This window comes from Brevibacterium sp. ZH18 (assembly GCF_022748595.1).
Lineage (GTDB): Bacteria > Actinomycetota > Actinomycetes > Actinomycetales > Brevibacteriaceae > Brevibacterium.
This window is the reverse complement of the sequence record NZ_JALDSX010000013.1, coordinates 41,293-53,951: the sequence shown is the minus strand read 5'-3', so window position 1 is coordinate 53,951 and position 12,659 is coordinate 41,293. Positions and strand designations below refer to the sequence as shown.

Genomic DNA, 12,659 nt, shown 5'->3' with positions numbered 1-12,659 from the left:
GTGTGAGGTCGCGACGGCGGAATGGGACCAGTCCGATGGTCGGCAGCGTTGCCGCCTCGGCTTGCTCACTGCGGGTGTCAATGCCACAGGCATTGACCGGCCGAGGGCCAGTTGGGTGTGCGCTGCCCGCCAGGTGAGAACGGCGAATTCAGGGAGTGAGGAGGCGCTGTCTCATCGAGCGTCTGCTGATGGTTTCGGTGACCAGGCTCTGGGCCACCGCGCCCGCGAGCTGGATGATGCGGGCCACGCTCTCGATATGCCAATAGGCAGAGGCGCCATGATGGTGTCCGGCGATCAGCGGTCCGAGGACGAAGATGCCCGGAGCCGCCTGGAATTTCTCGTCCAGGGCGAGTCCTGTCCTCGACGCTGAGGCGTGGACGGTTCCCGTGCCGAGCAGCTGCCGCAGCAGCGGGGAGCGGGTGTCCGTCACGCGTTCGAAACCGGTTCCATTGACGATCACGGCGTAGCCGTGAGCCGGGAGGTTCGAAGGGTCGTCGTGGGGGACGCCGTCGCTCGGGGTGGACGCTGAACCGGGAAGCTGATCCACAGTGGCGAACAGCAGATCGTCATGGATGCGCGCTTCGCGAAACCGTCCGGGGATGCAGGTGATGGTGCCGTCCGCGATGCCGTCGGTGAGGAAGTCGAGGGAATCGCCGCCGGCCCGGCGCAGCAGATCGGAGATGGCGACTCCGTGGTCGGTGGCCATCGAGAACAGCTCGAAATCGTCCATGTACCGCAGAGATGAGCCGACGGCAGTGATCAGAGCCGCAATCGTCGAGTTGACGTTTCCGCGGTTGAGCGCCGAGGTGAGTTCTGCGCGCACCGCTGCATGCAGGTCCCGGGCGCGTAGGGGAGTTCCTGCCTCCGCGGCCGCGAACAGGCTGTCGAGGACCGGGGTCGAGGCCTGCTCATCCGGGAGGTCATGGTGCCAGTAGTGAGGGCGCCCTCGTGAGGAGAGGATGACGAGTCGGGCGCCGGTGTCTTGCCGGAGCCTGTGCGAGGCGAGCAGGAACTCGAGGGCATCGGCATTCCCTCCGATCAGCAGTATCGTTCGCTTCTCGACCGGCAGGGACTTCAGTCTCGCTCTGATCCTCGCGATGACATGCTCGATCTCAGGCGTGTGGATATCGGCCACGAGGCCGACGTCGAGGAGGGAATCGACAGCGGCAAGGCTTGAGTGCGCGGTGGCTGGGCGGGCGTTGATCGGAGCCCCTGGGGCCCGCGGGGCATCAACTGGGGCTTCAACCGGGGCATCGTGCACAGTGAGACTTCGCACCGGGGGCGAGCCGATGGCCAGCAGCACGGAATGAGCGTGGACCTCGAACTGAACCTCACCGTCACTGCTGCGCTCACGTAGAGTGGCACCACCATGGCCGTCGCGGATCACCTCATTGACATCGGCATGAAGGAAGTCGACTTCGACGACCCCTCGGGCCGCTTCGACGGTGCGCTCGACCAGCTCCGAGAGATACTGACCATAGAGCCTGCGCGGAAGATAGAGCTCGTCCCACCGTCCGTCGCGCACCTCGTTCTCATGGCGGAGGATCCAGTCTCGTTCCATGGCCCAGGCCAGAGGCGAGTCGGGAGCTCGACCGTCCCTCGCCCAGTCGAGCATCTCCTCTCGTCTCTCCTCCAGCCAACCGATGAATTCGCTGCGTTCGCGGTCGGGAAGGAAACTCTCCAGTGCCGAGATCAGCAGAGAAGACCGGCCGGAACGGTGACCATAGGGGATGCCTGAGTGGAACTGCTGATCGCGATCGATCACGGCGATGCGGATCATGTCATCGGCTGAAGACTTTCGCTCGGTCAGCAGTGCGAGGATCTGCAGCAGCCCATGAGTGCCCGAGGCTCCTGAGCCGAGGACTGCGATGTCCAGGTCCAGTGTTGGGGGATTTCTCGTCATTGGGAATGCTTTCGTCGAAACGGCACACGATGTTCTCAGGATAGATCGTCCTGGGGTCATCCGATGATGACGAATTCATCTCAGTTCGGTACGTTTCGGTCTGCCTGCCGTCCGCAGCCTTATTCTCAAGGCTCTTCGACCTGCGCCTGCATCGAATGACGAGGTGCATCGGGTTTGACCGGGACGATGAGGAACAACCCGACGAGTAGGACGAGGAGGATCCCCAGAACACCGGCGCGCTGGAAGCCGAAGATCGTGATCGAGAGTGCGAACATCGCCGGTCCCAGGAAACTGACCGCGCGGCCGGTTGTGGCGTAGAGGCCGAAGTTCTCGCCGGCGCGTTCGGGCGGGGTGATCCGGGCGAGGAACGACCGGCTCGACGCCTGAACGGGCCCGACGCAGAAGCTGAGGACGAGCGCGCAGACCCAGAAGACCGTCGGGTTTCCGCTGAAGAGGATCGGCATCCCGCCCAGGAGGATGATGATGAGACCGGCGATGATCACGGGCTTCGGGCCGAGGCGGTCATCGAAATAGCCGGCGATCATCGCGCCCGTGCCGGCAGCGACGTTCGCGGCGACTCCCAACACGATGATCTGGGAAGCGGAGAAGCCGTAGCTGCCTGCGGCGAGGACCCCAGCGAAGGCGAAGATCGCGGCCAGCCCATCGCGGAACACCGCCGAGGCGATGAAGAAGCGCAGCGTCTGATGCTCCTCCTTCCACATCCGCACGAGGCGGCGCACGAGCGCCGCATAGTCGGAGACGAAGGCTCGGATCGGATGTCCGTCGGAAGGAGTCGCTGCCTTGGCACTGGGCGCGGTGAACAGCACCGGAAGGGCGAAGATCGCGAACCACACCGCTGAGAGCACGGCGACGACACGGAAGCGCATGCCGCCCTCGTCCCCGGCGCCGAAGAGCCCCACCTCGGGGGAGATGACGAGGACGAGCAGGAGGACGAGGAGGACCAGTCCGCCGGCATAGCCCATGCCCCAGCCGAAGCCGGACACCTTCCCGACATTGTCCGGCCGGGTGATGCGGACCATGAGGCCGTTGTAGGACACTTCGGCGAATTCGAAGAACACACTGCCCATGGCGATGAGGAGGAGCCCCAGCCACAGGTATTCGGGGGAGTCGCGGACGAAGAAGAGGCCGAACATCGTGAGAATGACGATTCCGGTGTGGACACCGAGCCAGAGCTTATGACGACCGCCGGAGTCGGCCCGAGTACCGGCAGCTGGTGCTACGAGAGCGATGATGAGGCCGGCGGCAGCAGTCGACCAGCCCAGAGCCGAGGAGCCTGCCTCCTCAGTGGCCGCCACGCTCTTCGTCAGATAGGGGGCGAAGACGAAGGTGATGATGACGGCGTTGAAGGACGCCGACCCCCAGTCCCAGAGGGCCCAGCTGAGTATTCTCGAACGGGACCCAGCGGCCGGTCTCGGATTCGTCTGCATGACGCCACTGTACTGAATCTGCAGGTGTTCGAGGTGAACGGACGGCCACCTCGGCGAGCACAGGGGCCCGGCGGTGCGAGCGTAAGGGATCTTGCAGGTGCGAGCGTAAGGGATCTTGCAGGTGCGAGCGTAAGGGATCTCGCAGGTGAGAACGGAAGGAATCCGGCCAGTGAGAATTTGGTGTGTACGGCGGGGAGTGCTTCTGCCGCCCGCTGGAGACCGAGTAACCTGGGAGCAACCGAAAGCGCATCACCCCGAACGACCAAGGAGCCCATATGCCCATTGCAAGCCCCGAAGTGTATGCCGAGATGATCGACCGGGCGAAGTCTGAGGGCTTCGCCTATCCGGCGATCAACTGCACCTCCTCGCAGACGATCAATGCAGCCATCCGCGGTTTCGCCGAGGCCGGTTCCGATGGAATCGTGCAGATCTCCACCGGCGGTGCCGAGTACATCTCCGGCCCGACGATCAAGGACCGTGTGCGCGGGGCGATTGCGTTCTCCGTCTTCGCCGCCGAGGTGGCCAAGAGCTACGACGTCAACATCGCCCTGCACACCGACCACGCCCCGAAGAAAGAGGTCGAGGAGTGGGTCAAGCCGCTGCTCGCGCTCTCGACCGAACGCGTGAAGAACGGCGGCGAGCCCTACTTCCAGTCGCACATGTGGGACGGTTCCGCGGTTCCCCTCGATGAGAACCTGATCCTCGCCGAGGAGCTGCTCGAGCTCTCGACGGCCGCGCACTCGATCCTCGAGATCGAGGTCGGCGTCGTCGGCGGCGAAGAGGACGGTGTCGAGAACGAGATCAACGACAAGCTCTACACCTCGGTCGCCGACGGTCTGGCCACGGCAAAGGCATTGGGCACCGGCGAGAAGGGCCGCTATCTCACGGCGCTGACCTTCGGCAACGTCCACGGCGTGTACAAGCCGGGCAATGTGAAGCTGCGTCCCGAGCTTCTCGGTGAGATCCAGACCGACGTCGGTGCGAAGGTCGGCAAGGACAAGCCCTTCGACCTCGTCTTCCACGGTGGCTCGGGTTCGAGCGCCGAAGAGATCGCCGAGGCGGTCCGCCATGGTGTCGTGAAGATGAACATCGACACGGACACCCAGTACGCCTTCACCCGTCCCGTCGTCGAGCACATGTTGCGTAACTACGACGGAGTGCTCAAGATCGACGGCGAGGTGGGCAACAAGAAGCTCTACGATCCGCGCGCCTACGGCAAGGCAGCTGAGGCCGGCATGGCCGATCGCATCGTCGAAGCCTGCCGGAACCTCGGCTCCGCGGGAACCAAGCTCACGTGAGCTGAAGCACCACCGCAGAACGACACGAGGTCCGGGACGCCATTGTCCCGGACCTCGCTGTGTATTCAGTTGTGTATAGCTGGTGCCTGGCGAGTACTCAGCCCTTCCGCACCTCGACGCCTGATTCGAGGCGAGCGAGTCGCTTGGTCCAGAACTCCGCATTTCGGATGTTCAGGCTCTCCGGATCGAACACCGGGTCCAGGCCCTGCTTGGTCTGACGTTCGAAGTCCTTGAGGAGCTTGAACGCAGGCTGCTGCAGGATGAGGATCGCAATGATGTTCAGCCATGCCATGAGCCCGACACCGATGTCGCCGAGTGCCCAGGCGCTGCCCGCAGTCGACATCGCACCGACGGCGACGGCGATCAGGATGACCAGCTGGAGGACTCGTTTGCCGACGGCGACGACGGCAGGGTTCTTGGCCTTGCCCAGCAGGTACACCAGGTTCGTCTCCGCCATGTAGTAGTAGGCGACGATCGTGGTCAGAGCGAAGAGGAAGATCGAGATCGCGATGAAACCCGCGCCGAAGCCGGACATCATCGTGTCGAGACCGGCCTGCGGCCATTTCTCACCAGGAGTTGCGGCGATCGCCTCGGCCATCTGTCCTCGGCCGGTGCCGATGATGGTTTCACCGTCGGCGTCGAAGACCTTGTACATACCGGTCGAGAGGATCATGAACGCGGTCGCCGAGCAGACGAAGAGAGTGTCGATGTAGACCGAGCCGGCCTGGACGAGACCCTGCTTCGACGGGTGCGAGACCTCGGCGGCAGCAGCCGCGTGAGGACCTGTTCCCTGTCCGGCTTCGTTCGAGTAGATTCCGCGCTGGACGCCCCACTGGACGGCCATGCCGAGAATTCCGCCGAAGGCAGCTTCCTGACCGGCGTCGACGCCGAAGGCCGACTTGAAGACGAGCTCGAGGACAGGAATGATCTGGTCGGCATTGAAGACCGTGACAGCGATCGCGGCGATGATGTAGATGATGGCCATGAAGGGCACTGCCAGAGAGGCGAAGTTGGCGATGCGCTTGACGCCGCCGACGACGATGAAGGCCATGATGATGACGAGGATGATTGCAGTGCCCCAGGTCGGGAGATTCCATGCGTTCTCCACGGCACCGGAGATGGCGTTGGACTGGATGCCCGGAAGCATGAAGCTCATCGCGATAACGGTGACGAACGCGAAGACCATGCCGTAGACCTTGAACAGGCCCTTGGCCTTGGTGTGACGGTAGGCCTTCTCGATGTAGTAGGCCGGGCCACCGCGGTACTCGCCGGTCTTGGGGTCCTGATCCTTGAACACCTGGCCGAGGGTGGATTCGACGTAGGAGGTGGAGGCACCCAGCAGCGCGGAGATCCACATCCACACAATGGCGCCGGGACCGCCGAAGCCGATGGCGGTGGCGACGCCGGCGATGTTGCCGACGCCCACGCGTCCGGCCAGGGACATGGCCAGCGCCTGGAATGAGGACACGCCTTCATCCGAGCTCTTGCCGCGGAACATCTGAGTGAAGATCGCCTTGATCTGACGGATCTGCACTGCTCGGGAACGGATGGTGAAGTAGACACCGGCACCAAGACACAGGTACACGAGCGCCGACGACCAGATGATGCCGTTGAGCCAGTCGAGGACTGCGGACACGGTTCTCCAATCATTGGGAGGGACGGGGTTGGGTTTGTCTTCGGAAGTGACGGTGCGGATTTCGGTCGAAACGTCGAGCTGAAGCCTCTGACTGAAATCGAGAAAAAGCTGTGCCTTCTCTGTGATTGACCTCATAAGTCAATCTGATTGTGACTTGTGACGCAAATCCAGTGCGGCTGGGCCCCTGGATCCAGGCGGGAACCGTGATCGAGGCGCGCGGTGCCGAGGTTGCAAAGTGATTGCAGAGTGAAGCGGATCATATGATGCAGTTCACTATTTGGGACAGAATCCGTAAGATGTGGTGCGGATCTCTCCGGCAAAGACGACGCGGAGAGCACAATTGACAAGACAGGAACACAATGAAACGTCGAACTGGTGCAAAGGCAGTGGCGATCGCCGCTGCCGGCGCGTTGCTTCTCTCGGCATGCTCGACCTCGAAGACTGACAGCGGAGACGGTGGGGGCGGTGGGTCCCTGACAGTGGGCACCACGGACAAAGTGGTCGCCCTCGATCCCGCTGCGGCCTATGACAACGGCAGCTCGCTCGTCGAGCAGCAGGTCTACCCGTACATCCTGGCGTACAAGCCGGGTACGGCAGAGCTCAACCCCTCCATCGCGGAGTCGGCGGATTTCTCTTCACCGACGAAGTACGAGGTCAAGCTCAAGAAGGGTCTGAAGTACGCCAACGGGAACGACCTCACATCCTCGGATGTGAAGTTCTCCTTCGATCGTCAGCTGAAGATCCAGGATCCGAACGGGCCGTCGTCTCTCCTCGGCGGGCTGAAGTCCGTGGAGACGCCGGATGACCAGACCGTGATCTTCAACCTCAAGCGCGAGAACGACCAGACCTGGCCGGGAGTACTGGCCAGCGCGGTCGGACCGATCGTCGACGAGGATGTATTCTCCCTCGACTCGGTGACGAAGGATCAGGACATCGTCGACGGCAAGGCCTTTGCCGGCCCCTACACGATCGACGGATTCAAGTTCAATGAACTCATCACCTACAAGGCCAACAAGGACTATCAGGGCTTTGTGGAGCCGGCGAAGACCGACACCGTGCAGATGAAGTACTACTCGGACGCCAACAACATGAAACTCGATGTGCAGGAAGGCACGATCGACGTGGCGTGGCGCTCGCTGTCGGCTACGGATATCGAGGACCTCGAAGGCAACAAGGACCTCAAGGTCCACAAGGGCCCGGGCGGTGAGATCCGCTACATCGTGTACAACCTGGACACGATGCCCTTCGGCGCGAAGACCGACGATGCCGATGAGAAGAAGTCACTGGCAGTGCGCCAGGCGATGGCCGATTCCGTTGACCGTCAGGCGATCGCCTCACAGGTCTACAAGGACACCTTCACTCCGCTGTACTCGCATGTTCCCGACGGTCTGCCGGGTGCCGACGAGCCGCTGAAGTCGGAATACGGCGACGGGCAGGGCGCACCAGATGTCGACAAAGCCAAGAAGGCGCTGAAGGATGCTGGCGTGAAGACCCCGGTCGAGCTCAACCTCCAATACAACCCTGACCACTACGGCCCGTCGTCCGGCGACGAGTACGCCTTGGTCAAGGATCAGCTGGACAAGACCGGCCTGTTCAAGGTCAATCTGCAGTCGACCGAGTGGGTCCAGTACTCCAAGGATCGCACCGCCGACGTCTACCCGATGTACCAGCTGGGATGGTTCCCTGACTACTCGGATGCCGACAACTACCTCGTGCCGTTCTTCTACGACACGGATGAGACTCCGAGCTTCCTGGCCAATCACTACCGGGACAAGACGATGAATAAGGAGCTCAACGCTCAGTCTTCCATCGCCGATGAGGGCAAACGCGCAGATGCGCTGAAGAAGATCCAGGGTCAGCTGGCCGACGAGCTTCCGACCCTGCCGCTGCTTCAGGGCAACCAGATCGCGGTCTCGGGCAAGGACGTCAAGGGTGTCGACGACACTCTCGACCCCGCGTTCCAGTTCCGTCTGGCAGTGCTGAGCAAGTGATCCCCGGTCACCAGTGCGACTGCGACGCACCCGCGCCGCAGTGCACGTGAGCACGTACCCGGCACCACCTCGGCGATCATCGACCTGACCGCCGTCACGAGGTGCAGGTGAGCCGCCCGGCCCACCTGCACCTCGTGGTGCGTGCGCGTGCGCCACAGCACTGAAGCACCACAGCGCCGCAGCACTGAAACACCACAGCGCCACAGCGCCGAAGCAAGCACCACAGCGCCGACGTCGACACAATCCGCGTTCGCCGCGAACCACGTCGCCCGACGACACAACCGTGATCAGACGAAAGCACGAAGGAACACATGTCTGCAGCCATCAGCGAACCAGGGGCAGAAGCCGCCGAGACCTCGGTCGCGGTGAAGAAGCCCTCGGGAGGTGGATTGGGGCGCTACGTCCTCATCCGATTCCTCCTGATCATTCCGACCATCTTCATCCTGACCACACTGGTCTTCTTCCTCATGCGGATCACCGGTGACCCGATCACCGCCGCACTCGGCGGACGCCTGACCCAGGGTCAGCTTGCCGAACGCATCCACGCGGCCGGCTACGACCGGCCGATCCTCGTCCAGTACTTCGAGTACTTGGGCAACCTGCTCCACGGCGACTTCGGCACCGCGGTCTCCGACGGCCAGCCCGTATCGAGCATCCTCCTCAACTACGGAACCGCGACCGTCGAGCTCGTCTTCTACGCCCTCATCGTCGCGTTCGTCCTCGGCATCCCGCTGGGCATGCTCGCTGCCTACCACCGTGACAAGGCGCCCGACGCTGCGCTGCGCATCCTCGCAATCCTCGGCTACGCGACTCCCGTGTTCTTCGCGGGCATGATCCTCAAGCTCATCTTCGGCGTCTTCCTGCCGATCCTGCCTGTGGCTGGTCGCGGCACCACGCAGACCGAATACGTCATGTCCGGGGTGGTCGCACCCACCCGGTTCTACATCATCGATGCGATCCGAATCGGCAACTTCGAGGTCCTCGGCGATGTGCTCGCCCACGCGGTCCTGCCCGCGATCGCCCTCGGCGTGCTCACCGCAGGAGTCTTCCTCCGCCTCGTGCGCACGAATCTCATCGGCACGCTCGGCCAGCAGTACATCGACTCCGGCCGATCGCGCGGCATCTCCGAATTTCGCCTGGTCACCAAGCACGCTTACCGGCCGGCGCTGATCCCGATCATCACGGTCATGGGCATGCAGATCGCCCTCATGCTCGCCGGCGCCGTGCTCACGGAGACGACGTTCGAATGGAAGGGGCTCGGCTTCAAACTCGCCGAGTACCTCACAGCCCGCGACTTCGTGGCCGTCCAGGGAATCGTCGTGTTCCTCGCCATCATCGTCGCGCTGACCAACTTCCTCGTCGACGTCATCGCCGCCTTCATCGACCCCCGAGTGAGGTACTGATGTCCAATCAAGACAACACATCGCAGGCTCCTGACGAGAGCTCGCCAGCTCCGGATGCCAACCACAGCTTCGCCGAGGCGGCCCCCGGTTCCGGTGTCCCCGCCATCGCATTCGATGACAAGGCCAAAAAGTCCTGGTTCTCCCGGCTGCCGATCGTCTCGCACCTGCGTCAGTCGGTCGGACTGCAGCGGGGCATGCTCATCACGGGGCTCGTCCTGTGCGGCATCGTCCTCATCTGCGCGATCTTCGCTCCGCTCATCGCCCCCTACGGCTACAGCCAGCTGGGCACGGACGAAGGCAACTTCGGCGCGAAGCTGCCACCGGGAGGAACCCACATCTGGGGTACGACCGTCGGCGGCTACGACGTCTTCTCCCGTGTGGTCTGGGGCGCCCAGACCGCTGTGTCCGTCATCGTCGTAGCCGTGGTCATGTCGATCTTCATCGGTGTCATCCTCGGCCTCGTCTCGGGATATCTGGGCGGCTGGCTCGACCGGATCCTCGTCGTCATCGCCGATGCCGTCTATGCCTTCCCGACTCTGCTGCTCGCGCTGGTCATGTCCATTGCGATCTCCGGCGGACAGTCGAGTTCGTGGGGCGGCATCGCCGCTGCGGCATTCTCGATCACCGTGGTCTTCATCCCGCAGTACTTCCGCGTCGTGCGCGCCGAGACCCTGCGGCTCAAGGCCGAGCCCTTCGTGGAATCGGCGATCGTCCTCGGCGCCTCGAAGACGCGCATCATCTCGAAGCACATCTTCCGCAACGCCACCCGGACGCTGCCGCTGATCTTCACGCTCAACTCCTCCGAGGCGATTCTGACCTTGGCCGGACTGGGGTTCCTGGGGTTCGGAATCGAACCCACCTCGGCGGCGGAATGGGGTTACGACCTCAACAAGGCGCTGCCTGACGTCACCAGCGGCGTGTGGTGGACCGCGGTCTTCCCCGGCCTGGCCATCGTACTCACGGTGCTGGGCATCACCTTGGTCGGCGAATCGATGAACGACCTCAACGATCCGCGGCTGCGAGTGCGCCGGAAGGCGAAGACGAAAGCAGTGAAGCCTGCTGCGACAACCGCAAGCGCCACTGCGAAGGTGGAGGCCAAGTGATGAGTGAGAACGTGAACACTGCGAACACAGCCAAGTCCATCCTCGACGTCGAGAGCCTCAACGTCACCTTCTCCACCGACGGCGGCGACGTGCACGCCGTCAAGGACGTATCCCTGTCGGTGACTCCCGGCGAAGTGCTCGCGATCGTGGGCGAATCCGGATCGGGCAAGACCGTGACCGCGCGCTCCATCCTCGGGCTCCTGCCGGAGACGGCGCAGCGCTCCGGTGCGATCGTCCTGTCCGGTCAGGATGTGCTGAGCGTATCCGCCGAGGCGCTTCGCCATATGCGCGGGTCCGACGTGTCGATGGTGTTCCAGGAACCCTCGACCGCGCTCAACCCGGTCTTCACCGTGGGGTGGCAGATCGCCGAGGGGCTGCGCGCCCATGACCGGAAGGCGAGTAAGGCCGAGCTCAAAGCGAAGGTCGTCGCAGCGATGAAGCAGGTCGGGATCCCGGATGCGGAGAACCGCTTCGACTACTACCCGCACCAGTTCTCGGGCGGGCAGAAGCAGCGCATCGTCATCGCCATGGCGTTGGCGCTGGGCGCGAAGCTCATCGTCGCCGACGAACCGACGACGGCACTTGACGTCACCGTGCAGGCTGAGATCCTCGACCTGCTGCGGGATCTGCGCGACGAAACCGGAACCGCGATCGTGCTCATTACCCACAACATGGGCGTCGTCGCCGACCTCGCCGACCGAGTGGCCGTGATGTATCGCGGCGACCTCATTGAGGTGTCCTCGGTCGAACAGCTCTTCAGTGATCCGCAGGAGCAGTACACGCGTGACCTGCTCGGCGCCGTGCCCCGACTGGGGTCGACCGTCGCCGGCAGCAGGAAGGAAGCAGCAGCCTCGGCGGTTGCCACCGAGGTCGAACGTCAGCGTTTCGGTGCCTCTTCGGGTGGAACCGGCAGCACCCCGGCGGGGGAGACCCCATCGGGTGCGGAGTCGCGTGATGAGCGGGAGTCGATCGTTGTCGCTCGCAACCTCGACATCGTCTATCCCGGTGGCATCGGGCGTCCGGACTTCCAGGCCGTGACCTCGGTGAGCTTCGACATCCGCGCTGGTGAAGTCTACGGGTTGGTGGGCGAATCGGGTTCGGGCAAGACGACGATCGGGCGTGCGATCGCGGGCCTGACGAGGGCCAGCGGGGGCAGCCTCAGTGTGCTCGGACACGAGATGGTGGGATTCAAGGAGCGCGCGTTCTCGCCGGTCCGCCGCCGCATCGGGTTCGTGTTCCAGGACCCGGCCGCGTCGTTCAACCCGCACCTGACGATCGGCGAATGCATCGCCGAACCGTTCGCGATCCACCGGCGCGACATGAGCTCGCGGGATCGGTCGCACCGGGTGCTCGAGCTGCTCGACTCCGTGCAGCTGCCGAGCGTCTATGCGGCGAGGTATCCGCACGAGCTCTCAGGCGGTCAGCGACAGAGGGCCTCGCTGGCGCGCGGGCTCGCGCTCGATCCCGAGCTGCTCATCGCCGACGAGCCGACCTCGGCGCTCGACGTCTCGGTTCAGGCCAAGGTGCTCGAGCTGTTCGTCGAGCTGCAGAATCGCTTCGACTTCGCGGCCCTTTTCATCAGCCATGATCTGGCCGTCGTCGACATGCTCTCGGACCGCATCGGAGTCCTCTTCCACGGTGAGCTGCTGGAGGAGGGAACCGGTGAGCAGGTGCTCGGGTCGCCAAGCAATGACTACACGAAGCGGCTCATCGCGTCTCTGCCCGTGCCGGACCCGGCGGAGCAGGCGCAGCGCCGGGAACTGGCCCGCAGTCTGCGCACCAGCGCCGGCTGAGCCTGCTGAGCCGGCTGAGCCGGGGCCCGCGTTGTGCTGGCAACCTTGCGGCCGCTGAGCAACCCGTAGAGGGGTAGCTCAGCG

At 63.7% G+C, this 12,659-nt stretch carries 8 protein-coding genes; 5 read left to right on the top strand and 3 right to left on the bottom strand.

All coding sequences use genetic code 11. From position 1 onward, the window contains the following. Positions 1 to 148: 148 nt before the first annotated feature. Together MPN20_RS07265 and MPN20_RS07260 are read right to left on the bottom strand one after the other, a co-directional pair. The gene (locus MPN20_RS07265; protein ID WP_242780833.1) at positions 149 to 1,903 is read right to left on the bottom strand and encodes an FAD/NAD(P)-binding protein; all 1,755 of its coding nucleotides are present in this window, start codon (positions 1,901 to 1,903) and stop codon (positions 149 to 151) included. Positions 1,904 to 2,028: 125 nt separating this feature from the next. Further along, positions 2,029 to 3,351: an MFS transporter gene (locus tag MPN20_RS07260; RefSeq protein WP_242780832.1), complete on the bottom strand. Its 1,323-nt coding sequence runs from the start codon at positions 3,349 to 3,351 to the stop codon at positions 2,029 to 2,031. Positions 3,352 to 3,626: 275 nt separating this feature from the next. Here MPN20_RS07260 and fbaA point away from each other — a divergent pair, with 275 nt between their 5' ends. After that, on the top strand, positions 3,627 to 4,649 hold the full coding sequence (gene fbaA / locus MPN20_RS07255) for a class II fructose-bisphosphate aldolase (RefSeq protein WP_242780831.1): 1,023 nt from the start codon (positions 3,627 to 3,629) through the stop codon (positions 4,647 to 4,649). Between the two features lie 97 nt (positions 4,650 to 4,746). Here the strand turns inward: fbaA and MPN20_RS07250 are convergent, their stop codons facing one another. Then, positions 4,747 to 6,285: an alanine/glycine:cation symporter family protein gene (locus tag MPN20_RS07250; protein ID WP_242780856.1), complete on the bottom strand. Its 1,539-nt coding sequence runs from the start codon at positions 6,283 to 6,285 to the stop codon at positions 4,747 to 4,749. Positions 6,286 to 6,644: 359 nt separating this feature from the next. On the opposite strand from MPN20_RS07250, the gene MPN20_RS07245 reads away from it, so the two are divergent. From MPN20_RS07245 to MPN20_RS07230, 4 genes are all read left to right on the top strand, one after another. Further along, positions 6,645 to 8,276, top strand: coding sequence for an ABC transporter substrate-binding protein (locus tag MPN20_RS07245; protein ID WP_242780830.1), 1,632 nt, complete (start codon positions 6,645 to 6,647; stop codon positions 8,274 to 8,276). Positions 8,277 to 8,587: 311 nt separating this feature from the next. Continuing rightward, positions 8,588 to 9,679, top strand: a complete 1,092-nt coding sequence (locus MPN20_RS07240; protein ID WP_242780829.1) for an ABC transporter permease — start codon at positions 8,588 to 8,590, stop codon at positions 9,677 to 9,679. Next, positions 9,679 to 10,782 carry an ABC transporter permease gene (locus tag MPN20_RS07235; RefSeq protein WP_242780828.1) on the top strand — a complete coding sequence of 368 codons (1,104 nt, stop codon included), beginning with the start codon at positions 9,679 to 9,681 and terminating at the stop codon, positions 10,780 to 10,782. The genes MPN20_RS07240 and MPN20_RS07235 overlap by 1 nt, the downstream gene beginning before the upstream one ends. Beyond that, a complete protein-coding gene (locus MPN20_RS07230; protein ID WP_242780827.1) occupies positions 10,782 to 12,575 on the top strand; it encodes an ABC transporter ATP-binding protein in 1,794 nt (597 codons plus the stop codon). The genes MPN20_RS07235 and MPN20_RS07230 overlap by 1 nt, the downstream gene beginning before the upstream one ends. The last annotated feature ends 84 nt before the right edge of the window (positions 12,576 to 12,659 follow it).

Excerpts from the sequence above, each read along its gene's own strand:
- MPN20_RS07265 (WP_242780833.1), bottom strand. The coding sequence starts at position 1,903 with ATGACGAGAAATCCCCCAACACTGGACCTGGACATCGCAGTCCTCGGC.
- MPN20_RS07260 (WP_242780832.1), bottom strand. The coding sequence starts at position 3,351 with ATGCAGACGAATCCGAGACCGGCCGCTGGGTCCCGTTCGAGAATACTC.
- fbaA (WP_242780831.1), top strand. The coding sequence starts at position 3,627 with ATGCCCATTGCAAGCCCCGAAGTGTATGCCGAGATGATCGACCGGGCG.
- MPN20_RS07245 (WP_242780830.1), top strand. The coding sequence starts at position 6,645 with ATGAAACGTCGAACTGGTGCAAAGGCAGTGGCGATCGCCGCTGCCGGC.
- MPN20_RS07240 (WP_242780829.1), top strand. The coding sequence starts at position 8,588 with ATGTCTGCAGCCATCAGCGAACCAGGGGCAGAAGCCGCCGAGACCTCG.
- MPN20_RS07235 (WP_242780828.1), top strand. The coding sequence starts at position 9,679 with ATGTCCAATCAAGACAACACATCGCAGGCTCCTGACGAGAGCTCGCCA.
- MPN20_RS07230 (WP_242780827.1), top strand. The coding sequence starts at position 10,782 with ATGAGTGAGAACGTGAACACTGCGAACACAGCCAAGTCCATCCTCGAC.